The sequence below is a fragment of the Pseudomonas sp. P39-UII1 genome, assembly GCF_039672635.1.
Classification (GTDB): Bacteria; Pseudomonadota; Gammaproteobacteria; order Pseudomonadales; family Pseudomonadaceae; genus Aquipseudomonas.
Map to the genome: position 1 here is coordinate 390,875 of NZ_JBDFPP010000001.1, position 26,034 is coordinate 416,908.

Annotated in this window: 22 protein-coding genes and 1 pseudogene; 15 read left to right on the forward strand and 8 right to left on the reverse strand. The window is 63.3% G+C overall.

Features of this window, described 5'->3' with window-relative positions; translation table 11 throughout:
* Window positions 1–129: 129 nt before the first annotated feature.
* From ABEH27_RS01860 to ABEH27_RS01895, 8 genes are all read left to right on the forward strand, one after another.
* Window positions 130–1,638 carry a sigma-54-dependent transcriptional regulator gene (locus ABEH27_RS01860; RefSeq protein WP_346611926.1) on the forward strand — a complete coding sequence of 503 codons (1,509 nt, stop codon included), beginning with the start codon at window positions 130–132 and terminating at the stop codon, window positions 1,636–1,638.
* 152 nt (window positions 1,639–1,790) lie between these two features.
* Window positions 1,791–2,996, forward strand: coding sequence for a sodium/glutamate symporter (gltS, locus tag ABEH27_RS01865; protein ID WP_346611927.1), 1,206 nt, complete (start codon window positions 1,791–1,793; stop codon window positions 2,994–2,996).
* A 312-nt stretch (window positions 2,997–3,308) separates the two neighbouring features.
* Window positions 3,309–3,692, forward strand: a complete 384-nt coding sequence (gene gcvH, locus ABEH27_RS01870; RefSeq protein ID WP_346611928.1) for a glycine cleavage system protein GcvH — start codon at window positions 3,309–3,311, stop codon at window positions 3,690–3,692.
* A 10-nt stretch (window positions 3,693–3,702) separates the two neighbouring features.
* The gene (gcvP, locus tag ABEH27_RS01875; protein WP_346611929.1) at window positions 3,703–6,558 is read left to right on the forward strand and encodes an aminomethyl-transferring glycine dehydrogenase; all 2,856 of its coding nucleotides are present in this window, start codon (window positions 3,703–3,705) and stop codon (window positions 6,556–6,558) included.
* A gap of 142 nt (window positions 6,559–6,700) precedes the next feature.
* Window positions 6,701–8,077, forward strand: a complete 1,377-nt coding sequence (locus ABEH27_RS01880) for an L-serine ammonia-lyase (RefSeq protein WP_346611930.1) — start codon at window positions 6,701–6,703, stop codon at window positions 8,075–8,077.
* 27 nt (window positions 8,078–8,104) lie between these two features.
* Window positions 8,105–9,226: a glycine cleavage system aminomethyltransferase GcvT gene (gene gcvT / locus ABEH27_RS01885; protein ID WP_346611931.1), complete on the forward strand. Its 1,122-nt coding sequence runs from the start codon at window positions 8,105–8,107 to the stop codon at window positions 9,224–9,226.
* A 357-nt stretch (window positions 9,227–9,583) separates the two neighbouring features.
* Window positions 9,584–9,796, forward strand: a complete 213-nt coding sequence (locus ABEH27_RS01890) for a cold-shock protein (RefSeq protein ID WP_012316046.1) — start codon at window positions 9,584–9,586, stop codon at window positions 9,794–9,796.
* A gap of 89 nt (window positions 9,797–9,885) precedes the next feature.
* Entirely contained in the window at window positions 9,886–10,374 is a 489-nt protein-coding gene (locus tag ABEH27_RS01895; protein WP_346611932.1) for an RDD family protein, read from the forward strand.
* A gap of 52 nt (window positions 10,375–10,426) precedes the next feature.
* On the opposite strand, the gene lptG is transcribed toward ABEH27_RS01895, so the two are convergent.
* Window positions 10,427–11,488 (reverse strand): LPS export ABC transporter permease LptG, encoded by a 1,062-nt coding sequence (lptG, locus tag ABEH27_RS01900; RefSeq protein ID WP_346611933.1) that lies wholly within the window; start codon window positions 11,486–11,488, stop codon window positions 10,427–10,429.
* Window positions 11,481–12,596, reverse strand: coding sequence for an LPS export ABC transporter permease LptF (gene lptF, locus ABEH27_RS01905; protein ID WP_346611934.1), 1,116 nt, complete (start codon window positions 12,594–12,596; stop codon window positions 11,481–11,483). The genes lptG and lptF overlap by 8 nt, the downstream gene beginning before the upstream one ends.
* A gap of 289 nt (window positions 12,597–12,885) precedes the next feature.
* Here lptF and ABEH27_RS01910 point away from each other — a divergent pair, with 289 nt between their 5' ends.
* From ABEH27_RS01910 to rlmF, 5 genes are all read left to right on the forward strand, one after another.
* Complete coding sequence (locus tag ABEH27_RS01910; protein WP_346611935.1) at window positions 12,886–14,379, forward strand: leucyl aminopeptidase; 1,494 nt, start codon at window positions 12,886–12,888, stop codon at window positions 14,377–14,379.
* 50 nt (window positions 14,380–14,429) lie between these two features.
* Window positions 14,430–14,861, forward strand: coding sequence for a DNA polymerase III subunit chi (locus ABEH27_RS01915; RefSeq protein WP_346611936.1), 432 nt, complete (start codon window positions 14,430–14,432; stop codon window positions 14,859–14,861).
* A gap of 5 nt (window positions 14,862–14,866) precedes the next feature.
* Window positions 14,867–15,244, forward strand: a complete 378-nt coding sequence (locus tag ABEH27_RS01920) for a DNA polymerase III subunit chi (protein ID WP_346611937.1) — start codon at window positions 14,867–14,869, stop codon at window positions 15,242–15,244.
* 185 nt (window positions 15,245–15,429) lie between these two features.
* Window positions 15,430–18,276 carry a valine--tRNA ligase gene (locus ABEH27_RS01925; RefSeq protein WP_346611938.1) on the forward strand — a complete coding sequence of 949 codons (2,847 nt, stop codon included), beginning with the start codon at window positions 15,430–15,432 and terminating at the stop codon, window positions 18,274–18,276.
* A 171-nt stretch (window positions 18,277–18,447) separates the two neighbouring features.
* Complete coding sequence (gene rlmF, locus ABEH27_RS01930) at window positions 18,448–19,398, forward strand: 23S rRNA (adenine(1618)-N(6))-methyltransferase RlmF (RefSeq protein WP_346611939.1); 951 nt, start codon at window positions 18,448–18,450, stop codon at window positions 19,396–19,398.
* Between the two features lie 51 nt (window positions 19,399–19,449).
* Here the strand turns inward: rlmF and ABEH27_RS01935 are convergent, their stop codons facing one another.
* On the reverse strand, window positions 19,450–19,731 hold the full coding sequence (locus tag ABEH27_RS01935) for an HU family DNA-binding protein (RefSeq protein WP_346611940.1): 282 nt from the start codon (window positions 19,729–19,731) through the stop codon (window positions 19,450–19,452).
* 392 nt (window positions 19,732–20,123) lie between these two features.
* Here ABEH27_RS01935 and yejK point away from each other — a divergent pair, with 392 nt between their 5' ends.
* On the forward strand, window positions 20,124–21,131 hold the full coding sequence (gene yejK, locus ABEH27_RS01940) for a nucleoid-associated protein YejK (protein ID WP_346611941.1): 1,008 nt from the start codon (window positions 20,124–20,126) through the stop codon (window positions 21,129–21,131).
* Here the strand turns inward: yejK and ABEH27_RS01945 are convergent, their stop codons facing one another.
* From ABEH27_RS01945 to ABEH27_RS01960, 4 genes are all read right to left on the reverse strand, one after another.
* Entirely contained in the window at window positions 21,132–21,416 is a 285-nt protein-coding gene (locus ABEH27_RS01945) for a GIY-YIG nuclease family protein (RefSeq protein ID WP_346611942.1), read from the reverse strand.
* 39 nt (window positions 21,417–21,455) lie between these two features.
* A complete protein-coding gene (locus tag ABEH27_RS01950) occupies window positions 21,456–21,926 on the reverse strand; it encodes a nuclear transport factor 2 family protein (RefSeq protein ID WP_346611943.1) in 471 nt (156 codons plus the stop codon).
* Window positions 21,927–22,005: 79 nt separating this feature from the next.
* Window positions 22,006–23,283 (reverse strand): MFS transporter, encoded by a 1,278-nt coding sequence (locus ABEH27_RS01955; RefSeq protein WP_346611944.1) that lies wholly within the window; start codon window positions 23,281–23,283, stop codon window positions 22,006–22,008.
* Window positions 23,284–23,296: 13 nt separating this feature from the next.
* Window positions 23,297–23,947 (reverse strand): FadR/GntR family transcriptional regulator, encoded by a 651-nt coding sequence (locus ABEH27_RS01960; protein ID WP_346611945.1) that lies wholly within the window; start codon window positions 23,945–23,947, stop codon window positions 23,297–23,299.
* Window positions 23,948–24,088: 141 nt separating this feature from the next.
* Between ABEH27_RS01960 and ABEH27_RS01965 the strand changes: the two are divergent.
* A pseudogene (locus ABEH27_RS01965) lies at window positions 24,089–24,913 on the forward strand (alkaline phosphatase family protein); the annotation flags it as partial.
* A 72-nt stretch (window positions 24,914–24,985) separates the two neighbouring features.
* Here the strand turns inward: ABEH27_RS01965 and hisC are convergent.
* Entirely contained in the window at window positions 24,986–26,032 is a 1,047-nt protein-coding gene (gene hisC, locus ABEH27_RS01970; RefSeq protein WP_346611946.1) for a histidinol-phosphate transaminase, read from the reverse strand.
* Between the last annotated feature and the right edge of the window lie 2 nt (window positions 26,033–26,034).

The following is a 26,034-nucleotide window of genomic DNA, read 5'->3' on the forward strand; positions in this document are numbered from 1 at the left end:
GCTGCACTTGAACACAGCGCAGTACCTGTGGGAGCGGGCTTGCCCCGCGATGGGATCACCGCTCAACTTTGGCCAGAACCCCGTATCAGGGCATACTGAGGCCCTCCCCAGCCACAACCCACCTCCCCCATGCGCATCCACGTCAGCTTCATCGACCGCGTCGGCATCACCCAGGAAGTCCTTGCCCTGCTCGGTGCCCGCAACCTCAACCTGGACGCCGTGGAGATGGTCCCGCCGAACGTCTACATCGACGCCCCGACCCTCAGCCCCGCCGTGCTCGAAGAGCTGCACGATGCACTGTTCGAAGTGCGGGGCGTGCAGTCGGTGGACGTGGTCGACATCCTCCCCGGCCAGCGCCGCCACCTGCAGCTCGATGCCCTGCTGGCCGCCATGAGCGACCCGGTGCTGGCTGTGGACAGCGCCGGCCAGGTGTTGCTGGCCAACCCCGCGCTGATTGCCCTGTGTGGCCGCGAATCTGCCGGGCGTTCAGTCGGCGAACTGTTCGGCGACCCCGGCCTTTTGCAGGCATTGCTGGACAACAACTTCCACCTGCCGATGCGCGAGATGCAGCTCAACGGCCAGAGCCTGCTGCTGGATGCCACGCCCATCACCAACGCCGGCGGCCTGTTGACCCTGTACCCGCCCAACCGCATGGGCGAACGCCTGTCGGCCCTGCACCACGACCATGCCGAAGGCTTCGATGCACTGCTCGGGGAGTCCCCGGCGATTCGCACCCTCAAGGCCCGAGCGATGCGCGTGGCGGCCCTCGACGCACCGCTGTTGGTGCATGGCGAGACGGGCACCGGCAAGGAGCTGGTAGCCCGCGCCTGCCATGCCATCAGCAGCCGGCACGCCGCGCCATTCCTCGCCCTCAATTGCGCCGCGCTGCCCGAAAGCCTGGCCGAGAGCGAACTGTTCGGCTACGCCCCAGGCGCCTTCACCGGCGCCCAGCGGGGTGGCAAGCCCGGGCTGATGGAGCTGGCCAACCAGGGCACGGTGTTTCTCGACGAGATCGGCGAGATGTCGCCGTACCTGCAGGCCAAACTGTTGCGGTTTCTCAGCGACGGCAGCTTCCGCCGCGTGGGCGGCGACCGTGAGGTAAAGGTCGATGTGCGCATCATCAGCGCCACCCACCGCGACCTGGAACGCATGGTCGCCGAGGGCACCTTCCGCGAGGACCTGTTCTACCGCCTCAACGTGCTCAACCTGCAGGTGCCACCGCTGCGTGACCGCGGCCAGGACATCCTCATGCTCGCGCACTACTTCATGCAGCAGGCCTGCACGCAAATCCAGCGCCCCGCCTGCCGCCTGACCCCGGCCACCCACTCGGCAATGCTGGCCAACCCATGGCCGGGCAACGTGCGCCAGCTGCAGAACGTGATCTTCCGCGCGGCGGCCATCTGTGAAAGCAACCTGGTGGACATCGGTGACCTCGACATTGCCGGTACCTCGGTCGCGCGCGGGCAGGATGGGGAGGTGGGGAGCCTTGAGCAGGCAGTGGGTGATTTCGAGCGCGAGCTGTTGCAGCGCTTGTATGCCAGCTACCCCTCTACGCGCCAGTTGGCCGGGCGGCTGCAGACCTCCCATACCGCCATTGCCCAGCGGTTGCGCAAGTACGGTATTCCAGGCAAAGCCTGAAGTGCCTGATGCACGCCTTCATTTCAACAAGGTGAAATCCCAACATTATTCAGAATTCTCCTAGCCGTAGCGGGCTGACATTGCCCCTAAACTCGCCCACCCCAGGCGACCCCCTGCAGTGTTCGCCTCTAATAGAGCAAAGAGTAACCTGAATGCTTGCACTCGATTTCTACGGCACACTGGTGGCCGCTTCCCTGGTGCTTCTACTGGGGCGTAGCCTTGTTACACGCATTGGTTTCTTGCGTACCTACAACATTCCCGAACCGGTCGCCGGAGGTTTGGTGGTTGCTCTGCTGCTATTGGGCCTGCGTGCATTGGACCTGCACGTGCAGTTTGATACTTCATTGCAAACACCCTTGATGCTGGCGTTTTTTGCGACCATCGGCTTAAGTGCCGACATTGCCAGCCTGAAAAAAGGCGGCCGCATTGTCGGTATATTCCTGCTGGCGGTGACCGGGCTGCTGCTGGTGCAGAATGCGATGGGCATTGCCCTGGCAAAAGCGTTGGGGCTCGATCCCTTGATGGGTTTGCTGTCCGGGTCGATTTCCTTGTCGGGCGGCCACGGCACAGGCGCTGCGTGGGGTGCCACCTTCAGTGAAAAATACGGCCTGGCCTCTGCCAGTGAACTGGCACTGGCGGCAGCCACGTTTGGCCTGGTGCTGGGCGGCCTGATTGGCGGGCCGGTCGCACGGCTACTCATCAAGCGCGTGCAAACCCCCGGTATGGGACAGGAAATGCCGCGTACTCCCAAGGGCTTTGAACAGCCCAACAAAGAACGTCTGATCACGCCCTTCACGATGATCGAAACGCTTGCGCTGATCGCAGTCAGCCTGATGGGAGGCTCCTTGCTGAACAGCATGCTCCACGGTACAGCGTTCGAGTTGCCGACATTCGTTTGCGTATTGTTCGTGGGGGTCTTGCTGCGCAACGGGCTGTCATTGCTGGGTGTGTATCAGGTCTTCGAACGTGAAGTTTCAGTACTGGGGAATGTCAGCTTGTCGCTGTTCCTGGCCATTGCGCTGATGTCGCTGAAATTGTGGGACCTGGCTGCACTGGCTCTGCCGTTCTTCGTTCTGCTGGCAGCGCAAACATTGGTGATGGCGCTGTTCGCGATCTTCGTGACGTTCAGAATCATGGGCAGCAACTACGATGCAGCGGTGCTGGCAGCAGGGCACTGTGGTTTCGGGCTCGGTGCCACACCGACTGCGATTGCCAACATGCAGGCGGTAACGCAGCGTTTCGGTCCGTCGCAGATCGCTTTCCTGGTGGTACCGATGGTTGGGGCGTTCTTCATCGATATCATCAATGTAATCGTGATCAAGCTGTACCTGGCGCTGCCTTTCTTCGTCGCCCTTTGACGGCTGGTAGTCGGACCAAGCGCCCTGTCGCGACGCATCGCGCACAGGGCCGTACCGAAAACGATACATCGTATCGAATTCAATACACACCCATTCCAGTCATCGTGGACAAGGGTTTGATCCTCCGAACCTTTTCGTCCTCGCTTGTTCCGTAGCGTTTTCGTTCCACATTATAGATCGCATATTTAGCAGATTATGTTATCTAATTGATTTTTAACGACTTTTTGTTAGTGGCCGCATTTTTGCTTATGGAACCTCAACCCAAGAGCGCGTACCCACCGCGCCCAACGCCCTGCTTCCCGAGGATTTCCCATGAGCGAGTTGCGTTTCACCGAAGATCACGAATGGCTGCGCGTCGAAGCCGACGGTAGCGTCACCGTAGGCATCACCGCCTACGCCCAGAATGCCCTCGGCGATGTGGTCTACGTGCAACTGCCGGAGTTGCAGCGGTACGACAAAGGTGCCGAAGCCTCCACCGTCGAGTCGGTCAAGGCCGCCAGCGGTGTGTACATGCCACTGGCCGGTGAAGTGGTCGCCGTCAACGATGGGCTCAACGACAGCCCGGAGCGGGTCAATGAAGACCCGCTGGGCGAAGGCTGGTTCTTCCGCTTTATCCCGGCTGACATGAGCGAGGTAACCGCCCTGCTCGACCAGGACGCATACGACCGCCTGATCAAAGCCAACGACGACGCCTGAGGACCTGAACATGACCATCAACCTCGGCACCGCCAACGAATTCATCGCCCGCCACATCGGCCCACGCGCCGCTGATGAGCAGGCCATGCTGGCCACCCTGGGCTTCGACACGCTGGAGGCCATGACCGCCGCTGTCATCCCCGACAGCATCAAAGGCACCAGCGTGCTCGGCTCGCAAGACGGCCAGAGTGAAGCCGATGCCCTTGCCACACTGAAGGCCATCGCCAGTAACAACCAGCTGTTCAAGAACTACATCGGCCAGGGCTACTACAACACCCACACCCCAGCACCGATCCTGCGCAACCTGCTGGAAAACCCGGCCTGGTACACCGCCTACACCCCATACCAGCCAGAAATTTCCCAAGGCCGCCTGGAAGCCCTGCTGAACTTCCAGACCTTGATCAGCGACCTGACCGGCCTGCCGATCGCCAACGCCTCCCTGCTCGACGAAGCCACTGCCGCAGCCGAGGCCATGACCTTCTGCAAGCGCCTGTCGAAGAACAAGGCCAGCCATGCCTTCTTCGCCTCCGTGCACTGCCACCCGCAGACCCTCGACGTACTGCGTACCCGTGCCGAGCCGCTGGGCATCGAGATCGTGGTCGGCGACGAGCGTGAACTGGGCGACGTCAGCGCCTTCTTTGGTGCACTGCTGCAATACCCGGCCAGCAATGGTGAAGTGTTCGACTACCGCGAGCTGGTGCAGCGCTTTCACGCCGCCAACGCGCTGGTGGCCGTTGCTGCCGACCTGCTGGCCCTGACCCTGCTGACCCCGCCGGGCGAGTTCGAGGCCGACGTGGCCATCGGCAGCGCCCAGCGCTTTGGCGTGCCACTGGGCTTTGGTGGCCCGCACGCGGCCTACTTCGCCACCCGTGACGCCTTCAAACGCGACATGCCGGGCCGCCTGGTCGGCGTGTCGATCGACCGCTTCGGCAAGACTGCCCTGCGCCTGGCCATGCAGACGCGCGAACAGCATATCCGTCGCGAGAAGGCCACCAGCAACATCTGCACCGCCCAGGTGCTACTGGCCAACATCGCCAGCATGTTCGCCGTGTACCACGGCCCTGCCGGCCTCAAGCGCATCGCCGAGCGCACCCACGCGCTGACCGCCATTCTCGCCGCCGGCCTGAAAACCCTGGGCGTGGAGATGATCGGCGACACCGCTTTCGACACCCTGACCCTGGCCACCGGCAGCGCCACTGCCAGCCTGCACGACAAGGCTCGCGCTCAGCGCATCAACCTGCGCCAGGTCGACGCCGCCCACCTGGGCCTGTCGCTCGACGAAACCAGCACCCAGGCCGATGTCGAGGCGCTGTGGCAGCTGTTCGCAGGCGAACAGGCGCAACCCGACTTCGCCGCCCTGGCCGCCAGCACCGGCTCGCGCCTGCCGGCCACCCTGCTGCGCCAGTCGGCGATCCTCGAACACCCGGTGTTCAACCGCTACCACAGCGAAACCGAGCTGATGCGCTACCTGCGCCGCCTGGCCGACAAGGACCTGGCGCTGGACCGCAGCATGATCCCGCTGGGTTCGTGCACCATGAAGCTCAATGCCGCCAGCGAAATGATCCCGGTGACCTGGGCCGAATTCGGCAACCTGCACCCGTTCGCCCCGGCTGAGCAAAGCCAGGGCTACCAGCAGCTGACCACCGAGCTGGAAGCCATGCTGTGCGCCGCCACCGGCTATGATGCCGTGTCGCTGCAGCCCAACGCCGGTTCACAGGGCGAGTACGCGGGCCTTCTGGCCATCCGTGCCTACCACCGCAGCCGCGGCGACAGCCATCGCGACATCTGCCTGATCCCTTCTTCGGCCCACGGCACCAACCCGGCGACTGCGCACATGGCGGGCATGCGTGTGGTGGTCACCGCTTGTGACGCGCGTGGCAACGTCGATGTGGAGGACCTGCGCGCCAAGGCCATCGAGCACCGCGAACGCCTGGCCGCGATCATGATCACCTACCCGTCCACCCACGGCGTGTTCGAGGAGGCGATCGGCGAGATCTGCGCGATCATCCATGACAACGGCGGCCAGGTGTACATCGACGGCGCCAACATGAATGCCATGGTCGGCCTGTGCGCCCCGGGCAAGTTCGGCGGCGACGTTTCCCACCTGAACCTGCACAAGACCTTCTGCATCCCCCACGGCGGTGGCGGCCCGGGCGTTGGCCCGATTGGCGTCAAGTCGCACCTGGCACCGTTCCTGCCGGGCCACGCGCAGCTGGAAAACCGTGAGGGCGCCGTCTGCGCCGCGCCGTTCGGCAGTGCCAGCATCTTGCCGATCACCTGGATGTACATCCGCATGATGGGCGGTGCCGGCCTCAAGCGCGCCTCGCAGATGGCGATCCTCAACGCCAACTACATCGCCCGCCGGCTGGAAGAGCACTATCCTGTTCTGTATACCGGTGGCAATGGCCTGGTCGCCCACGAGTGCATCCTCGACCTGCGCCCGCTCAAGGACACCAGCGGCATCAGCGTCGATGACGTTGCCAAGCGCCTGATCGACTTCGGCTTCCACGCCCCGACCATGTCCTTCCCGGTGGCCGGTACGCTGATGATCGAACCGACCGAAAGCGAAGCCAAGGAAGAGCTGGACCGCTTCTGCGACGCGATGATCCAGATCCGCGAAGAGATTCGCGCCGTGGAAAACGGCAGCCTGGACAAGGACGACAACCCATTGAAGAACGCGCCGCATACCGCAGCCGAGCTGGTGGGCGAGTGGGCACATGGCTACAGCCGCGAACAGGCCGTCTACCCGCTGGCGAGTCTGGTGGAAAGCAAGTACTGGCCGCCGGTGGGCCGGGTAGACAACGTGTTTGGTGACCGCAACCTGGTGTGCGCCTGCCCGTCGATCGAGAGCTATCAGGACGCCTGACCAGGCTCTGCGGCCTCATCGCCGGCAAGCCGGCTCCCACAGGGTCTCCAGTGCTTCCCAGACTGGTGCAGTACCTGTAGGAGCTGGCTTGCCAGCGATCGAGTGCGCAGCACTCGCCTTTACTCTCCGGAGGGAACAAGCAATGTCCCTGAGCGTCTTCGACCTGTTCAAGATCGGCATCGGCCCCTCCAGTTCCCATACGGTCGGCCCGATGCGCGCCGCCGCGCGTTTTGCCGAAGGCCTGCGCCGTGACGGCCTGCTGGCCAGCACTGTCAGCGTCAAGGCCGAGCTGTATGGCTCGCTGGGCGCCACCGGCAAGGGCCACGGCAGCGACAAGGCGGTGTTGCTCGGCCTTGAAGGCGAGCACCCCGACACCGTCGATACCGAATCCATCCCCGCCCGCCTGCAGGCCATCCGCAGCAGCGGCCAGCTGCACCTGCTCGGCGAACACCAGATCGCCTTCGTCGAGAAGCAGCACCTGGCGATGATCCGCAAACCGCTGGCGTATCACCCCAACGGCATGATCTTCCGCGCCTTCGACGCCGCCGGATTGCAAATCCGCAGCCGCGAGTACTACTCGGTCGGCGGTGGTTTCGTGGTCGACCAAGATGCCGCCGGGCAGGACCGCATCGTCGAGGACAGCACCGTATTGACCTACCCGTTCACCACGGCCAAGGCGCTGCTCGGGCATTGCACCGCGCAGCACTTGTCGGTGAGCCAGGTGATGCTGGCCAACGAGGCCGCCTGGCGCCCGGAGGCCGAAACACGTGCTGGCCTGCTGCGGATCTGGCAGGTGATGCAGGACTGCGTCGAGGCCGGCTACCGGCATGAGGGCATCCTGCCCGGGGGGCTCAAGGTCAAGCGCCGCGCGCCGGCCCTGTACCGCCAACTCAGCCAGCACCCGGAAGCCAACCTGCGCGATGCGTTGTCGGTACTGGACTGGGTCAACCTGTACGCCCTCGCGGTAAACGAGGAAAACGCCTACGGCGGGCGCGTGGTCACCGCACCGACCAACGGGGCGGCGGGCATCGTCCCGGCCGTGCTGCACTACTACATGCGCTTCGTCCCGGGTGCCAGTGAGGACGGCGTGGTGCGCTTTCTGCTCACCGCTGCGGCGATCGGCATCCTGTACAAGGAAAACGCCTCGATTTCCGGGGCCGAGGTCGGCTGCCAGGGCGAGGTCGGCGTGGCCTGCTCGATGGCCGCCGGGGCCTTGTGCGAAGTGATGGGCGGCAGTGTGCAACAAGTGGAGAACGCCGCCGAGATTGGCATGGAACACAACCTCGGCCTGACCTGCGACCCCATTGGCGGGCTGGTCCAGGTGCCCTGCATCGAGCGCAACGCCATGGGTTCGGTGAAGGCCATCAATGCGGTGCGCATGGCCTTGCGCGGCGACGGGCAGCATTACGTGTCGCTCGACAAGGTCATCCGCACCATGCGCCAGACCGGCGCCGACATGAAAAGCAAATACAAGGAGACCGCCCGCGGCGGTCTGGCCGTCAACATCATCGAATGTTGACCCGACACTAAACCTGAGGAGTCACCGATGTCCGAAACACTGCACAAGACCCCGCTGCACGCCCTGCACCTGGAACTGGGCGCGCGCATGGTGCCATTCGCCGGCTTCGACATGCCGGTGCAGTACCCGCTGGGCGTGCTCAAGGAACACCTGCACACCCGCGAGCACGCCGGGCTGTTCGATGTCTCGCACATGGGCCAGATCATCCTGCGCGGCCGGGACGCAGCCCTGGCCCTGGAAAGCCTGGTGCCGGTGGATATCGTCGACTTGCCGGTAGGCATGCAGCGCTATGCCATGTTCACCAACGAGCATGGCGGTATCCTCGACGACCTGATGGTCGCCAACCTGGGTGACGACACGCTGTTCCTGGTTGTAAACGCCGCCTGCAAGGACCAGGACCTGGCCCACCTGCAGCAGCACATCGCTGGCCGGTGCGAGATTCAACCGCTGTTCGAGGAACGGGCGCTGCTCGCCCTGCAAGGCCCGGCAGCGGTCAAGGTGCTGGAGCGCCTGGCACCGGAAGTGGCTGGCATGACGTTCATGCAGTTCCGGCCTGTGACCCTGCTGGGTGAAGACTGCTTTGTCAGCCGTTCGGGCTACACCGGCGAAGACGGCTACGAGATTTCGGTACCGGTTGGCGCGGCCGAGGCCTTGGCCCGGCGCCTGCTGGCCGAGCCAGAAGTGCAGCCGATCGGCCTGGGCGCCCGCGACTCCTTGCGCCTTGAAGCGGGCCTGTGCCTGTATGGCCATGACATGAACACCGAGACCACGCCGGTCGAGGCCAGCCTGCTCTGGGCCGTTTCCAAGGTGCGTCGCGCCGACGGCGCACGTGCGGGCGGCTTCCCCGGTGCCGAGGCGATCTTTGCCCAGCAGCAAGCCGGCGTGGCGCGTAAGCGTGTAGGCCTGCTGCCGCAAGAACGCACGCCAGTGCGCGAAGGTGCAGAGATTGTCGACGCGTCGGATAAACCCGTTGGCAAAGTGTGCAGTGGCGGCTTTGGCCCGACACTTGGCGCGCCGGTTGCAATGGGTTATGTCGATATCGAACATGCCGCGCTCGACACCCCCTTGTTTGCACTCGTGCGCGGCAAGAAGGTTGCCTTGAAAGTCAGTAAAATGCCTTTTGTGGCGCAACGTTACTACCGCGGCTGAAGACATGACATGAGGTTTGCGGGAAGGTTCTACTTATTCGATTTCGAACCTTCCCAATAACTTTTGAACATGCCGCCAGGCCAGGCACCATGCCGTTTGCGACGTGCCAGCCGCTAGTCGAAAAAAGCGCGATTTTCCAGCTGACCCAGGGCTTGTTTTTTTCTTGGGAGTTGGCGTAGAGTCACAGCACTGTGTTTGCATGGGTCGCAACAGTTCGTGACCTGGGCCAGTAGCCGCAATTTGCTACAACCCGTTCGACGTGACTTACTTTCCTGCAACCCAGCCCAGTGATCTTTCACTTCTAAATAACGTGAAAGAAACTGTCATTAAAATTTAAGCTTCATAGGAAATAAGACAATGGCTGAGCGTCAGAACGGTACCGTCAAGTGGTTCAATGACGAAAAAGGTTACGGCTTCATCACCCCAGAAAGCGGTGCTGATCTGTTCGTGCACTTCCGTGCTATCGAAGGTAACGGCTTCAAGAGCCTGAAAGAAGGCCAGAAGGTCACTTTCGAAGCCGTCCAGGGCCAGAAAGGCCTGCAGGCTGACAAGGTTCAAGTCCTCGGCTAAGCCGCACGACTTCGAAGAAAGCCCCTGCCCCGTGCAGGGGCTTTTTTTTGCCCGTAGAATGGCGGCTTCGCCACTCGGAGCCGTCCTGCATGTCCAAACCTCTGCTGTCACCCCAGGGTGAATTCCCCCCGGTCGGCCTCGGCCGGCGCCTGGCGGCGATGTTCTACGATTTTCTGCTGTGCACGGCGCTGCTGATCGTCACCGCAGGCGCGTACAAGATGATCCAGATGACGGTCATCGGTGAGGCCCGCATGCGTGAGTTGACCGATGCCGGCGCATTGGATGGCGACCCGCTGCTGTCGACGATCCTGCTCTTTGCACTGTTCGGTTTTTTTGCCAAGTTCTGGACCCATGGCGGACAGACCCTGGGTATGCAGGTATGGGGCGTGCGTGTGCAGAACGCCGATGGCAGCGCAATCAGCCTGTGGCAGGCGCTGTTACGGTTTATCGTGTCGATTGCGTCGTGGCTGTGCCTGGGGCTGGGCTTCTTCTGGTCGTTGATCGACAAGCGCAAGCGCGGCTGGCATGACATCTACTCGGACACGCAACTGGTGAGGGTGCCGAAGCAGAAAAAATGACACTCACAAAAAAGCCGACCTCAAGGTCGGCTTTCGTGTATCGCTCAGGCTGTCATCCCGCCCGGCGCAATAACCAGACACCCGCCAGGGCACAGATGCCCGCCGGGATCAGCACCGCCAACAGGGGCGGGAAGCCGAACACCTGGCTTGAAGGGCCAAGCAGGTCGCCGGCAATACGGAACACGAAGCCCACCAGCACACCGGTGAACACGCGTTGGCCGAGCGTCACTGAACGCAGCGGGCCGAAGATGAAGGAAATCGCCATCAGCACCAATGCAGCGGTAACTGCCGGCTGCAGCACCTTGGTCCAGAACGCCAGCCAGTAACGGGCATTGTTCAGCCCCTGATCGGACAGGTAGTGGATATAGTCCCACAGGCCGGTGATCGACAGCGACTCCGGCGCCAGCACCACGGTGTTGAGCAGTTGTGGGGTGACCGAGACATCCCACTGCTCTTCCGGGCTTTTGATCACTTCGGTGTGGTCGCCACGGAAGTAAGTGGTGCTGACATCGTTGAGCACCCAGTGATCGTTCTCGTAGCGGGCGCGGCGGGCGAAGCTGGAGGTGACGATCTTGCGCTCGTCGTCGAAGCGATAGCGGGTCACACCCAACAGCAGGCCATTTGGCTGCACCGAGTTGATGTGCACGAATTCGTCGCCCTGGCGGTGCCACATGCCACGCTTGGAGCTCTGTGCCTCACCGCCACCCTGGGCCAGCGAACGGTCGGCCTGGGCCTTGTTCTCGCTGACCGGTGCCACGTATTCGCCGATCAGCAGGCCGACCAGCATCAGCACCAGCATCGGCTTCATTACCGCCCAGACGATACGCCCGATGGAGACGCCGGCGGCACGCATGATGGTCAGCTCGCTGTTGCTGGCCAGGCTGCCCAGGCCGATCAGGCAGCCGATCAGGGCCGCCATTGGCAACATGTCATAGAGCCGACGGGGCGCGGTGAGCAGCGTGAACCAGCCGGCATCCAGCACGGTGTAGGTGTCGCTCAGGTCGCTCATTTCATCGATGAAGGCGAACAGCGACGCCAACCCGAGAATAATGCCGAGCACGGCCAGAATGGCTACCAGCACACTCATGCCGATATAGCGGTCGAGCTTAACCATGGGCCACCTCCGCACGGCGGGCGGCGCGCTTGAGGCGCAGCGGCTCCCAGTACATCAGCGCAAGGCCGATGAGCAGGAACAGGCCATGCACCCACCACATGCCCAGGGCGATCGGCAGTTTGCCTTTCTCCAGGGCGCCACGAACGGAAATGAGCATCGTCAGGTAGGCCATGTACAGAAGAATCGCCGGCAGCAGCTTGAGGAAGCGGCCCTGGCGTGGGTTGACCCTGGCCAGCGGCACGGCCAGCAGGGTCACGATGAATACCAGGATCGGCAGCGAAATACGCCATTGCAGCTCGGCACGTTCGCGCAGCCCTTCCTGGCCGATGAGTTGCGAGGTGGGGATGGCTTCGCGCTCGGTCACTTCCTCGCTCACTTCCGGCTTGGGCAGCAGCACGCCGTAGGTGTCGTACTTGATCGCACGGTAGTCGGCCTGGCCCGGGTTGCCGTCATAGCGGTAGCCGTTCTGCAGGACCAGGTAGCGGTTGCCGTCGGCCTGTACTTCCTGGTGGCCCTTTTCGGCCACCAGCACAGACGGTGCACGGTCCTTGGTCTTGTCCTGGTTGAAGCGTTTTTCGGAGATGAACACACCGGTGAGGTTGCTGCGGTCATCGGTCAGCTGCTCGGTGTAGGTCACCCTGGAACCATCGCGCAAGGTCTGGAAGCGGCCCGGCACCAGGGTGTCGAACTCGGTCAGGGCGTCCTGCTGGCCAATGATCTTCTGCACCTGGGCAACACCCAGCGGCGCCAGGCTCAGGCTCAGCCACGCCACCAGCAGCGCGACCAGCGCAGCGGGTGCCATGGTCATGCCGAGCAGGCGTTGCTGGCTCATGCCAGTGGCCGAGAGCACGGTCATTTCGCTTTCCAGGTACAGCCGGCCGTAGGCCAGCAGAATGCCAAGGAACAGCCCCAGTGGCAGGATCAGTTGCAAGAAGCCAGGCAGGCGGAAGCCCATGATCAGGAACAGCACGCTCGGGTCGAGCACGCCCTGGGCCGCCTGGGCCAGGTACTTGATGAAGCGCCCGCTCATGATGATCACCAGCAGCACAGCGCTGACGGCGCTCAAGGTCACGAGGACCTCGCGGGACAGATAACGAAAGACGATCAAACCAGACACTCCTGGGTTGTCAGGGGCGGACTGCCTAACAAAGGCTTACGACAGCCAAGACCAATGCCGGTTCGCCGGGGGCGAACCTCCATGTAAAGTGCGCGCATTATCCTGTGATTGACTGCGCCTGTCACTTGGCCTCGCATGAACGCGGACAACGGGGTTGTCAGCACACTTGCCAGAGGCTCAAACTGGCAGCTTTTCCACTGGTACGCGACCACGCGGCCAGGCCCGCCCAGAGCGCGAGCGTTCAAAGCGCCAACTGCACAGATCATTCGGGGACCCTGACATGGAACTGGTTGTAAAAAGCGTAGCTGCTGCATCCGTAAAAACCGCCACTCTGGTCGTAGCGGTCGGTGAAGGGCGCAAGCTCGGCGCCGTGGCCAAAGCCGTCGACCAGGCTGCCGACGGCGCCATCAGCGCCGTACTCAAGCGTGGCGACCTGGCCGGCAAGCCCGGCCAGACCCTGCTGCTGCAAGGCCTGCCGGGCCTCAAGGCCGAGCGCGTGCTGCTGGTAGGCAGCGGCAAGGACGAAGCGCTCGGTGACCGCGCCTGGCGCAAACTGGTCGGCAGCGTCGCGGGCGTGCTCAAAGGCCTGAACGGCGCCGACGCCGTGCTGGCGCTGGACGACATCGCCGTCAACAACCGCGATGCCCATTACGGCAAATACCGCCTGCTGGCCGAAACCCTGCTCGACGGCGAATACGTGTTCGACCGTTTCAAGAGCCAGAAGGCCGAACCACGCGCCTTGAAAAAAATCACCCTGCTGGCCGAAAAAGCCGGCCTGGCCGAGGTCGAGCGTGCGGTCAAGCATGCCAGCGCCATCGCCACCGGCATGGCATTCACCCGCGACCTGGGCAACCTGCCGCCGAACCTGTGCCACCCAAGCTTCCTCGCCGAACAGGCCAAAGAGCTGGGCAAGGCCCACAAAGGCCTGAAGGTCGACGTGCTGGACGACAAGAAGATCAAGGACCTGGGCATGGGCGCGTTCTACGCGGTGGGCCAGGGCAGCGACCAGCCACCGCGCCTGATCGTGCTCAACTATCAGGGCGGCAAGAAGGCGGACAAGCCGTTCGTGCTGGTGGGCAAGGGCATTACCTTCGATACCGGCGGCATCAGCCTCAAGCCAGGCGCCGGCATGGACGAAATGAAGTACGACATGTGCGGCGCTGCCAGCGTGTTCGGCACCCTGCGCGCGGTCCTCGAGCTGCAACTGCCGATCAACCTGGTGTGCCTGCTGGCCTGTGCCGAGAACATGCCAAGCGGCGGCGCCACCCGCCCGGGCGACATCGTCACCACCATGAGCGGGCAGACCGTCGAAATTCTCAACACCGACGCCGAAGGCCGGCTGGTGCTGTGCGACACCCTGACCTACGCCGAGCGCTTCAAGCCGCAGGCGGTGATCGACATCGCCACCCTGACCGGCGCCTGCATCGTCGCCCTGGGCAGCCACACTTCGGGCCTGATGGGCAACAACGATGACCTGGTCAGCCAACTGCTCGACGCCGGCAAGCGTGCCGACGACCGCGCCTGGCAACTGCCGCTGTTCGACGAGTATCAGGAGCAGCTGGACAGCCCGTTCGCCGACATGGGCAACATCGGTGGGCCCAAGGCCGGCACCATCACAGCAGGCTGCTTCCTGTCGCGCTTCGCCAAGGCCTACAACTGGGCGCACCTGGACATCGCCGGCACCGCATGGGTTAGCGGTGGCAAGGACAAAGGCGCCACTGGCCGCCCGGTACCGCTGCTGACCCAGTACCTGCTCGATCGCGCCAGCGCGTGATGCCATAAGGCCGGTGGTGCCCCAGGCACTACCGGCCGGCAGACCGAACCATGAGCAAAGTCGATTTCTACATTCTGCCCACCGATGCGTTGTCGGCGCGGCTGGATTTCGCCTGCAAGCTGTGCGAGAAGGCCTGGCGCCTCGGCCACCGGGTCTATCTGCACTGCCAGGACGCCGAGCAGCGCAGCGAGCTAGACCTGCGCCTGTGGCGTTTCAAGGGTGAAGCCTTCGTGCCACATGACCTCGCCGAGCTGCATGCCGATGCGCCGGTGGCGCTGGGCCTGAGCGCCGAGAGTGCCGGCGAACACCGCGACCTGCTGATCAACCTGGGCGCCGATGTGCCCATCTTTGTCGGGCAGTTCGAGCGGGTGGCCGAGATCGTCGTCGAGGAGGCGACCATCCGCCAATCAGCCCGCGAACGATTCCGTTTCTACCGCGAACAGGGCTATGCTCTGCAAGACCACCGCTTACAGCGACTTTAACGACGATGGACAAGCCTTCCGCCCTACCCGATTCCGCCCATCTGCTCGACGACCTGGAGTCCATTCGCCAGCTGCTGGGCGATTCAGACCTGCAGCCGCCGCTACTGACCGAGACCGTGGAGCAGATCCCGCTGTTGCTGGACACACCGGCCGGCAACACCTTGCCAGCGCCTGAACCGATCGCCGCGCCCGCCGAGGCGGCGCCCGAAGAAGATTCGCAGACCCGCCGCCAGGACACCCTGCTGCACCTGGAAGCCGAGCTGCGCGCCGCAGCGCAATTGATCATGCAGGACGTGATCAATGACTTTACCCCGCATATCGAGACCGAGATCAAACGCCGCCTCGATGCCCGCATCGAGCGGTTGATCAAGCGCTCCGAGTAAGCCTATACCGGCCCCATCGCCGGCAAGCCGGTTCCCACAGGATTTGCCGCGCTGCAACCCGTGTGGGAGCCGGCTTGCCCGCGATGGGGCCAGGGCAGGCAACACAAGCACAGCTGTCGCCTCAGACCCCCACCTTGGTTATACTTCCCGGCTTTCCCGAATAAATGCACAGGGTCCCGCCGCGCATGGATAAGACCTACCAGCCGCACGCCATCGAAACTTCCTGGTACAACACCTGGGAGTCCGAGAACTATTTCGCTCCACAAGGTGCAGGCGAGTCCTACACCATCATGATCCCGCCACCGAACGTGACGGGTAGCCTGCACATGGGCCACGGTTTCAACAACGCGATCATGGACGCCCTGATCCGTTTCCGTCGCATGCAAGGCCGCGACACCCTGTGGCAGCCAGGCACCGACCACGCCGGTATCGCTACCCAGATGCTGGTCGAGCGTCAGCTCGAGGCCAAAGGCCAGAACCGTCACGACCTCGGCCGTGAAGCCTTCCTGGACAAGGTCTGGGAATGGAAGGAGCAGTCCGGCGGCAACATCAGCCGTCAGATCCGTCGCCTGGGCTCGTCGGTAGACTGGAGCCGCGAACGCTTCACCATGGATGACGGCTTGTCCGACGCCGTCAAGGAAGCCTTCGTGCGCCTGCACGAAGACGGCCTGATCTACCGCGGCAAGCGCCTGGTCAACTGGGACACCAAACTGCACACGGCCATCTCCGACCTCGAAGTGGAAAACCATGACGAGAAGGGCCACCTGTGGAACCTGCGCTACCCGCTGGCCGACGGCGCCAAAACCGCCGAAGGCAAAGACTACCTGGTAGTGGCCACCACCCGTCCGGAAACCCTGCTGGGTGACGCTGCGGTAGCCGTCAACCCGAACGATGAGCGCTACCAGGCGCTGATCGGCAAGTTCGTCGAACTGCCGCTGGTCGGCCGTCGCATCCCGATCATCGCCGATGATTACTGCGACCCTGAGTTCGGCACCGGCTGCGTGAAGATCACCCCGGCCCACGACTTCAACGACTATGAAGTCGGCAAGCGCCACAACCTGCCGCTGCTCAACATCTTCGACAAGAACGCCCTGGTGCTGCCTGCCGCCCAGGCCTTCAACCTCGACGGCAGCGTCAACGAGCAGGCCGACACCCGCCTGCCCGCCCAGTACGCTGGCCTCGACCGTTTCGTCGCGCGCAAGCAGATCGTCGCCGACATGGACGCCCAGGGCTTGCTGGTCAGCATCGACGACCACGCCCTGAAAGTGCCCAAAGGCGACCGCTCCGGTACCATCATCGAGCCGTGGCTGACCGACCAGTGGTACGTGTCCACCAAGCCGCTGGCCGAGCCTGCGATTGCGGCCGTGGAAGATGGCCGCATCCAGTTCGTGCCCAAGCAATACGAAAACATGTACTTCTCGTGGATGCGTGACATCCAGGACTGGTGCATCAGCCGTCAGCTGTGGTGGGGCCACCGTATCCCGGCCTGGTACGACGAGGCCGGCCAGGTCTATGTCGGCCGCGACGAAGCCGAAGTGCGCGCCAAGCACAACCTGGGTGCGGATGTGGTGCTGCGCCAGGACGACGACGTGCTCGACACGTGGTTCAGCTCGGGGCTGTGGACTTTCTCCACCCTCGGCTGGCCTGAGCAGACCGAATTCCTCAAGAAATTCCACTCCACCGACGTGCTGGTCACCGGCTTCGACATCATCTTCTTCTGGGTTGCCCGGATGATCATGCTGACGATGCACCTGATCAAGAACGAAGATGGCACCCCGCAGGTCCCGTTCAAGACCGTGTACGTGCACGGCCTGGTCCGTGACGGCCAGGGCCAGAAGATGTCCAAGTCCAAGGGCAACGTGCTGGACCCGCTGGACATCGTCGACGGCATCACCCTGGACGCCCTGCTGGAAAAACGCACCAGCGGCATGATGCAGCCAAAGCTTGCCGAGAAGATCGCCAAGCAGACCAAGGCCGAGTTCCCCGAAGGCATTGCCAGCTACGGTACCGACGCCCTGCGCTTCACCTTCTGCTCGCTGGCCTCTACCGGCCGCGACATCAAGTTCGACATGGGCCGCGTCGAAGGCTACCGCAACTTCTGCAACAAGATCTGGAACGCCGCCCGCTACGTGCTGGACAAGGGCGAGGACTGCGGCCAGAACGGCGAAGCCTACGAGCTGTCGCTGGCCGACCGCTGGATCATTTCGCAGCTGCAGCGCACCGAGGCCGAAGTGACCCGCCAGCTCGAGCAGTTCCGCTTCGACCTGGCCAGCCAGGCGCTGTACGAGTTCATCTGGAACCAGTACTGCGACTGGTACCTGGAGTTGTCCAAGCCGGTACTGTGGGACGAAAACGCCCCGGTCGAACGCGCCCGCGGCACCCGTCGCACCCTGGTGCGCGTACTGGAAGTGGCGCTGCGCCTGGCGCACCCGTTCATGCCGTTCATCACCGAAGAAATCTGGCAGCGCATCGCGCCGCTGGCCGGCATCGACGGCAAGACCATCATGCTGCAGCCGTGGCCGGTGGCGAACGACAGCCGCATCGACGCCGCCGCCGAAGGCGACATCGAATGGCTCAAGGAGCTGATGGTGGGCCTGCGCAACATTCGCGCCGAGATGAACATCGGGCCTGGCAAGCCATTGCCGCTGTTCCTGAAGAACGCCAACGCCGACGACCAGCGTCGCCTGCAGGAAAACGAAGCCCTGTTGAAGAAGCTGGCCAAGGTCGAGTCGTTCACCGTGCTCGGTGATGCCGACGAAGCCCCGCTGTCCGCTACCGCCCTGGTCGGCGACCTGCAGGTACTGGTGCCGATGGCTGGCCTGATCGACAAGGACGCCGAGCTGGCTCGCCTGAACAAGGAAATCCAGCGCCTGCAAGGCGAAGTGCAACGCGTGGGCGGCAAGCTGTCCAACGCCGCCTTCGTCGACAAGGCACCGCCTGCGGTGATCGAGAAGGAGCGCGCCAAGCTGGCTGAGGCCGAGCAGGCCCTGGCCAACTTCACCGAACAGCATGCGCGGATTGCGGCGCTGTAACCTGATATTGCTGATCTGACCGGCGAGGGCTTCGCCCTCGTTCGCGGCACAAGGCCGCTCCCACAGGATAGTGGTGCTATCGCCAACATCACTATCCTGTGGGAGCGGCCTTGTGCCGCGAATGGGCCGCACAGCGGCCCCACGGCCAGCGATGCTCATTTGGATTCAAGCATGACCCAGAAACCCACCCTGCACCCGCGCAACCGCCACCAGGGCCGCTACGACTTCCCCAGCCTGATCAAGGCGCACCCTGACCTGGCCCGCTTCACCATCACCAACCCCCACGGCAAACCCAGTATCGATTTCGCCAACCCTGAAGCCGTACGGGTGTTCAACCGTGCGCTGCTCAAGGCGCAGTACGGCATTCAGCACTGGGACATTCCCGCCGACTACCTGTGCCCGCCCATCCCTGGCCGCGCCGACTACCTGCACGTCGCCGCCGACCTGCTGGCCGAGGACAACGCCGGCGAGGTGCCCAGGGGTGCCCAGATACGCGCCCTGGACATCGGTGTGGGTGCCAACTGCATCTACCCCCTGCTCGGCCACAGCGATTACCGCTGGCGCTTCCTCGGCTCGGACATCGACCCGGTGGCCCTGGCCTCGGCCAAGGCGATCGTTCAGGCCAATGGCCTGAGCAAAGGCATAGCGCTGCGCCAGCAGGCCAACCCCAGGCACATCCTCGCAGGCTTGCTGCAAGCGGAGGAACGCTTCGACCTGACCCTGTGCAACCCACCCTTCCATGCCTCACGCGAGGAAGCCACCCGTGGCAGCCAGCGCAAGTGGAAGAACCTCGGCAAACAGGACCCCAAGCGCAAGCTGCCTGTGCTCAACTTCGGCGGGCAAAATAACGAGCTGTGGTGTGAGGGTGGCGAGATTCGTTTCGTCAGCCAACTGGTCGGCGAAAGCGTGCAATACGCGCAGCAGGTGCTGTGGTTCACCAGCCTGGTGTCCAAGGCCAGTAACCTGCCCGGCATCGAAGCGGCGCTGAAGAAGGCCGGCGCCAAGGCTGTGCGCATCATCGAGATGGGCCAGGGGCAGAAGCAGAGCCGCATGGTCGCCTGGAGCTTCCATGACACGGGCGCGCGCCAGGCCTGGCACGCCGCGCGTAAATCACAGGCATGAAAAAACCGCGCCCGGGCAAGCCGGGCGCGGTTTTGTCAAAGCTTCAACAAATTACTTGTTGACGGCGTCGGTCAGCGATTTGGCTGGGACGAACTTGACGACTTTCTTGGCAGCAATTTCGATGGCAGCGCCAGTCGAAGGGTTGCGGCCGGTACGGGCAGGACGCTCGGAGACTTTCAGCTTGCCGATGCCTGGCAGGGTGATTTCAGCGCCGTTTTCCAGTTGGTCGGCAACGATCTGGCCCAGTTGCTCCAGAGCGTTTTTGGCGGTGGCTTTCGGCTGAGCGATCGACTCGGCGATATCGGCAATCAGTTGGTCTTTGGTCAATGCCATGGTGGTGTTCCTTCCCTATCAAATTCAGTGGTTATGCAGCGCTCTACGACGTTATCGGGCCAGCCCCTGAATTCTGGAGGGCCGCGCCAATCGGGCATGTAGATGCGTAAATCGGCGTTTGGTTCGACACGGCGCAAGCACGCTGCCAGCAATGCGCCACCCGAGGTGCGCAAGACCGCGCAAAGCTACCACAGGAATGGATAAATATCCGCTGCCCGCATCAATTTAGTGCAGGTTTTTCGGGGGTTTTAGCCAAAATCGCAAAAAATTGAACAAAAAATCAACAACCGGCATTTCTGCCAACATCCGGCCACTGCATCACCTGCCGTCTGAGTTAAACTTGACGACTTTTGCAGCGCGGCGCCTGGCCGCCCCGACTCACCGAGAATTCCATGCCAATCCGTCACTGCATCGTTCACCTGATCGACAAGAAGCCCGATGGCAGCCCCGCCGTGCTCCATGCACGGGATACCGAGCTGGGCGCATCGGACGCTATCGAAAACCTGTTGGCCGACCTCAACGACAGCTACAACGCCAAGCAGGGCAAAGCCTGGGGGTTCTTCCACGGCGAATCCGGCGCCTACCCGCTGAGCGGCTGGCTGAAGCAGTACCTGGATGCGGAAAAGGACTTTGCGGCGTTCAGCCGCGTGGCCGTTGAACACCTGCAAAAGCTGATGGAAGAATCCAACCTCTCCACCGGCGGCCACGTCCTGTTCGCCCACTACCAGCAAGGCATGACCGATTACCTGGCCATCGCCCTGCTGCACCACAGTGAGGGCGTGGCCGTGAACGCCGAACTGGACGTGACGCCGTCGCGGCACCTGGACCTGGGCCAGCTGCACCTGGCGGCGCGCATCAACCTGTCGGAGTGGAAGAACAACCAGAACTCCAAACAGTACATCTCGTTCATCAAGGGCAAGAACGGCAAGAAGGTCTCGGACTACTTCCGCGACTTCATCGGCTGCCAGGAAGGCGTCGACGGCCCGGGTGAAACCCGCACCCTGCTCAAGGCCTTCAGCGATTTCGTCGAAAGCGAAGACCTGCCCGAAGAAGCCGCCCGCGAGAAGACCCAGACCCTGGTCGAGTACGCCACCAGCCAGACCAAACTGGGTGAGCCGGTGGCCCTGGATGAGCTGTCCAGCCTGATCGACGAAGACCGCCCCAAGGCGTTCTACGACCACATCCGCAACAAGGACTACGGCCTGTCGCCGGAGATTCCGGCGGACAAACGCACCCTCAACCAGTTCCGCCGCTTCACTGGCCGGGCCGAAGGCCTGTCGATCAGCTTCGAGGCGCACCTGCTGGGGGACAAGGTTGAATATGACGAGGTGGCCGGTACCTTGATCATCAAGGGCCTGCCAACGCAGCTGGTCGATCAGCTCAAGCGCCGCAAGGACTGATCAGCTGCCGGCATAGGAGGCGACCAACGCCTCCTTGGCCGACTTGCGCAGCTTCTTCACCAGCCGCTCCTGGCGCAATGCCTCGCCTTTGTCCGGCCATCGCTCCACATAGACCAGCGCCTGCGCCGGGCTGGTCTTGAAATACCGCGCCCCCTGCCCTTTCTGATGCGCCACGAACCGCCGCTGCGGGTCGTCACTAATGCCGCAGTACAGCGAACCATTGGCGGCACGCACCAGGTACACATACCAAGGTTTGCAAGTGGGGGTTTCGGCGGCTTCGCTCACGGGGCTTCTGACTGATCGCAAAGCCGACAGCTTAACCGCTCAGCGCGACTGCTGGAACGTGCGCAGCCCTTTGAACGCCTGCTGGCGCACCTTGTTCTGCAGCATCGGCGACCAGCCCAGCAGCACGCCCGGCACGCCCAGCGCCTGCCGCGACCAGCGCCACAGGTCGAAGTGGTCGTCATGCTGGCAGATCAGCCCGTCGCGGATGACGAACCGCGCCTGGATATCGTTGACCACCGTGCGGCCTGTCTGGCTGAACAGGTAAGTCGCCACCCAATGTGCCCCGGCGCTGCGCTCGTCGGCGCGAACCTGGTCGAAGGCCAGGGAAAAGTCCCTGGCGCGGGCGGTGAGCATCCGCCACATGTCGCCCGCATCGCGGCCGCGCAAGGTGCCGAACACGGGGTCGCTGAAAACGATGTCGTCGCTGTAGCAGGCCACCATGGCTTCGGCGTCCAGGCGCTGGAAGGCTTGATAGAAGCGGGTGATCAGATCGCGGTTGGCATCGCTCATGGGCTGGTGCGTCCTGGGATTGAAGGTTGCACGATAATCTGCCCCGATTGCTTTAGCCAGTGGCACTGGCTAAACAGTCTCAGACCTTCTCGCTGCTCACCTGCACATGCAGCGCCCGCCCTGCCCCCAACCCGAACACGATGGCGCCCACCCCCAGTACGGCGAAAATCCACCCCACCGCCGCCCAGCCACCGGTCAAGTCATGCACCAGGCCTACCGCAAACGGCCCCATGGACGCCAGGGTGTAACCCACACCCTGGGCCATGCTCGACAGGTTCGCAGCCACGTGGGCGTCCCTGGAACGCAGCACGATCAGCGTCAACGCCAGGGCAAACGTGCCGCCCTGCCCCAAGCCCAACAACACTGCCCAGCCCCACAGCCCTGAAAGCGGCGCGTACAGGCACCCGAACAGGCCAGCCAGGGTGATCAGCATGACCATGACGATCGCCAGTCGCTGGTCCTTGCCACGGGTAGCCAGCCAGGGTGCACTGAGCGAGCTGACCAGCTGCACGATCACCGAGCCGGACAACACCAGGCCAGCCTCGGTCGGGCTCAGGCCGCGGCCGATGAGAATCGACGGCAACCAGCCGAACACGATATACGCCAGCGACGATTGCAGCCCCATGTACAGGGTGACCTGCCAGGCCAGCGGATCACGCCACAAGCCACGCACCCTGTAGGCCACCTTGTGCAGGCCATGGCCCTGGCGCGCCTGGGGCAGCCAGACCAGCATTGCCAGCAGTGCCGGGACCATCCAGAAGCCCAGGCCGAGCGCCCAGCTGCCGTCAAAGTGCTGGGTCAACGGCACCGTGGCGCCAGCCGCCATGGCGGCCCCAAGGCACAGGGCCATGGTGTAGACACCGGTCAAGGTTCCCGCATGCCTGGGGAAGTCGCGCTTGACGATACCTGGCAACAGCACGCCGATGATGCCGATACTGGCGCCGGCCATCACACTGCCAATGAACACCCCGGTCTCGCCCAGCGTGCTGCGTACCACGATGCCCAGCGCCAGGGTCAGCAGAATGCCCAGGATCACCCGTTCGCTGCCAAAGCGCCGAGCAAGGATCGGCGCCAACGGGGCAAACAGCCCCAGGCACAGCACGGGCAATGTCGTCAGCAGACCCGCCTGCGAAGCACTCAGGCCAAGGCCTTCACTGACCAGGCCGAGCACAGGCGCCATGCTCGACAACGCCGGCCGCAGGTTCAGCGCCACCAGCACCAACCCCAGCAGTAGCAACCAGGGCCGCTTCAACAGCACAGGCTGCTGAACCTGGGCATCGTCGGCTTCGGCATCGATCAGCAGTTCATCGAATTCCCGCTCGGGGGCGGGGGTTTGGCGGGTCATTGGTTCGGCCATGGCCTTCTCGTTCTCAGGATTCGATGAGGGTCCGGCTCAGGCGCTTGGCCCGCTCCGGATCGCGTTGTTCGATGGCGTCGAGGATCTGCCCATGCAGGTCGAAGGTCGCCTGACAGCGCGGCACGCTGGTCATGTTGTGCTGCAGCGCGGTCGCCACTACACCCGAGAAATAGCGGTACAGCTCGCTAAGCGCCGGGTTGTGCGCCGCGTCGATCAGGCATTGGTGAAACACCAGGTCGCAGCTGACGTAGGCATCGACATCGCCATGAAAATGCTCGGCGCTACCCTCCAGGGCCGCGCGCAGGCGTTGCAGGTCGTCATCGGTGCGGCGTAGTGCTGCCAGGCCGATGGCCTCGGTTTCCAGGATGTGCCGGGTTTCCCGCGCCTGTTCCAGTGTGCAGCGCGACATCGCTTGCACAGCCTGCAGCGGGTCTTGGGACGTACGCAGATAACTGCCGTCACCCTGGCGGATTTCCACCAGCCCACTGAAGGCCAGAACGCGCATGGCTTCACGCACGGTATTACGGCTGATGCCCAACTGCAGGGCCAGTTCAGGCTCGGTGGGCAGGCGCTGCCCCACCTGCCAGTCGCCTTGAAGGATGCGCTCACGCATGCGCTCCACGGCGAGTTCGACCAGCGACCGTCTGGTCAATTCGCTGTTCATGTCCATTCAACCAATCATCCGATGAATACCCGTAGCTTAAGGGAGCACAGGCCGCGGATCAAATCACCTGGCAGTTTTACCAGTTGTGGGTGGGGCGCCCTGCTGCAACGCTGAGGTCATGTGAACTCAGGATGCCAAGCGATGCCTCGTTACCGAACGCTCTTGCTGCTCTGTGCCTTGCTGGTGGGTTGCGAGCCGACACCCCAGGCGCTTCAGCCCAAAACACTGATCGTGGGCCTGGATGGCGTGCAACTGAGCGAGTACGAAAAGCTGGGCGAGGCAAGCAACCTCAAGCGGCTGCATTATCGCAAGGCGTTCACCGGCGGTATTGCCGGCAGTGCGAGCGAGCAGCAGACGATAAGCGGGCCTGGGTGGATGACGCTGCTCACGGGGGAATGGGCCAACAAGCACGGTGTGACCTCCAACGCACTGCACCTGCGCGTCAGCCCTGACTACCCTAGCCTGTTCAAACAGCTGCGACGCGCGATGCCCAATGCCTACCTGGCCAGCGTGGTTAACTGGTCACCCATCAATACGGCTTTCCTGCTGGAAGACGCCCAGGATAGCAACGTGCGCGAAAGCGGCTTGTCCGACGAACTCGTCACGCAACGCGCCCTGGAAATCCTTGGCAATACCCCGGCCGACTTCACTTTCATTCAACTGGACGATCCCGATGCTGCGGGCCACCAGCACGGCTTCGGCCCCGACTATCAGCAAGCCTTGCGTAATGCTGACGCGCAGCTGGGCCGCTTGCTGGACAAAGTGGCCGAGCGCCAGCAACAGTACCCGCGCGAAGGCTGGCTGGTGATCGTCAGTACCGACCACGGGCGTGATGCATCAGGTGTTGGCCATGGAGGCCAGTCAGAAGGGGAAAGAACCATCTTCATCGCCAGCAACAAGCCGCTGGATGAAGCGCTTGGGGCACAGACATCGGTCGCCCCGATCGTGCTCCGTCACATGGGCATCAACCCAAATGCCGAGCAGCAATAGCCCACCCGACAATTGAGCGTTGGGGCCGCCGTGCGGCCCCAAAGGGTTTCAGCCCAGCGCGTCGATCAGCGCCTGGTTCATTTCCGGCGTACCAATGGTGATACGCAGGAACTGGGCGATACGCTGCTGTTTGAAGTGGCGCACGATCACCCCCTGTTCACGCAGGCGTGCGGCCAACTGCGCAGCATCTTCCTGCGGGTGGCGGGCGAAGATGAAGTTGGCGGCCGAGGGCAAGACTTCAAAGCCCTTGGCCGTCAGTTGCGCGACCAGCGCCTCACGGCTGTCGATCACCTTGCGGCAGGTCTCTTCGAAATAGGCCTGATCTTCGAAGGCTGCCGCTGCACCGACAATGGCCATGCGGTCCAGCGGGTAGGAGTTGAAGCTGTTCTTGATCCGCTCCAGCGCCTCGATCAGGTCCGGGTGGCCAACCGCCAGGCCAACGCGCAGGCCCGCCAGCGAGCGCGACTTCGACAGGGTCTGAGTCACCAGCAGGTTGTCGTAGCGGTCCACCAGGCTGATGGCCGTTTCGCCGCCAAAGTCGATGTAGGCTTCATCCACCACCACTACCGAGTCAGGGTTGGCTTGCAACAGCTGCTCGATCGCCTGCAGCGGCAACAGGCAGCCGGTTGGCGCATTGGGGTTGGGGAAGATGATCCCGGCATTGGGCTTGGCGTAGTCCTCGACACGGATCTGGAACTGCTCGTCCAGCGCCACCTGCTCGAACGCAATGCCGTACAGGCCGCAGTACACCGGGTAGAAGCTGTAGCTGACGTCCGGGAACAGCAGCGGGCCACCGTGTTGGAACAGGCCGTGGAAGATGTGCGCCAGCACCTCGTCCGAGCCGTTGCCGACAAACACCTGGCCGGTGGTTACACCGTAATATTCGGCCACTGCCTGCTTGAGCCGGTCACCGTTCGGGTCCGGGTACAAGCGCAGGTTGTCGTTGAGTTCGCCCCGCATGGCTTCCAGCGCCTTGGGCGACGGGCCATAGGGGTTCTCGTTGGTGTTCAGCTTGACCAACCGCGCCAGCTTGGGCTGCTCGCCCGGCACGTAAGGCACCAGGCCCTTGACGAAGGGGCTCCAGAATCGACTCATGC

Excerpts from the sequence above, each read along its gene's own strand:
- ABEH27_RS01860 (WP_346611926.1), top strand. The coding sequence starts at position 130 with ATGCGCATCCACGTCAGCTTCATCGACCGCGTCGGCATCACCCAGGAA.
- gltS (WP_346611927.1), top strand. The coding sequence starts at position 1,791 with ATGCTTGCACTCGATTTCTACGGCACACTGGTGGCCGCTTCCCTGGTG.
- gcvH (WP_346611928.1), top strand. The coding sequence starts at position 3,309 with ATGAGCGAGTTGCGTTTCACCGAAGATCACGAATGGCTGCGCGTCGAA.
- gcvP (WP_346611929.1), top strand. The coding sequence starts at position 3,703 with ATGACCATCAACCTCGGCACCGCCAACGAATTCATCGCCCGCCACATC.
- ABEH27_RS01880 (WP_346611930.1), top strand. The coding sequence starts at position 6,701 with ATGTCCCTGAGCGTCTTCGACCTGTTCAAGATCGGCATCGGCCCCTCC.
- gcvT (WP_346611931.1), top strand. The coding sequence starts at position 8,105 with ATGTCCGAAACACTGCACAAGACCCCGCTGCACGCCCTGCACCTGGAA.
- ABEH27_RS01890 (WP_012316046.1), top strand. The coding sequence starts at position 9,584 with ATGGCTGAGCGTCAGAACGGTACCGTCAAGTGGTTCAATGACGAAAAA.
- ABEH27_RS01895 (WP_346611932.1), top strand. The coding sequence starts at position 9,886 with ATGTCCAAACCTCTGCTGTCACCCCAGGGTGAATTCCCCCCGGTCGGC.
- lptG (WP_346611933.1), bottom strand. The coding sequence starts at position 11,488 with ATGGTTAAGCTCGACCGCTATATCGGCATGAGTGTGCTGGTAGCCATT.
- ABEH27_RS01910 (WP_346611935.1), top strand. The coding sequence starts at position 12,886 with ATGGAACTGGTTGTAAAAAGCGTAGCTGCTGCATCCGTAAAAACCGCC.
- ABEH27_RS01915 (WP_346611936.1), top strand. The coding sequence starts at position 14,430 with ATGAGCAAAGTCGATTTCTACATTCTGCCCACCGATGCGTTGTCGGCG.
- ABEH27_RS01920 (WP_346611937.1), top strand. The coding sequence starts at position 14,867 with ATGGACAAGCCTTCCGCCCTACCCGATTCCGCCCATCTGCTCGACGAC.
- ABEH27_RS01925 (WP_346611938.1), top strand. The coding sequence starts at position 15,430 with ATGGATAAGACCTACCAGCCGCACGCCATCGAAACTTCCTGGTACAAC.
- rlmF (WP_346611939.1), top strand. The coding sequence starts at position 18,448 with ATGACCCAGAAACCCACCCTGCACCCGCGCAACCGCCACCAGGGCCGC.
- ABEH27_RS01935 (WP_346611940.1), bottom strand. The coding sequence starts at position 19,731 with ATGGCATTGACCAAAGACCAACTGATTGCCGATATCGCCGAGTCGATC.
- yejK (WP_346611941.1), top strand. The coding sequence starts at position 20,124 with ATGCCAATCCGTCACTGCATCGTTCACCTGATCGACAAGAAGCCCGAT.
- ABEH27_RS01950 (WP_346611943.1), bottom strand. The coding sequence starts at position 21,926 with ATGAGCGATGCCAACCGCGATCTGATCACCCGCTTCTATCAAGCCTTC.
- ABEH27_RS01955 (WP_346611944.1), bottom strand. The coding sequence starts at position 23,283 with ATGGCCGAACCAATGACCCGCCAAACCCCCGCCCCCGAGCGGGAATTC.
- ABEH27_RS01960 (WP_346611945.1), bottom strand. The coding sequence starts at position 23,947 with ATGAACAGCGAATTGACCAGACGGTCGCTGGTCGAACTCGCCGTGGAG.
- hisC (WP_346611946.1), bottom strand. The coding sequence starts at position 26,032 with ATGAGTCGATTCTGGAGCCCCTTCGTCAAGGGCCTGGTGCCTTACGTG.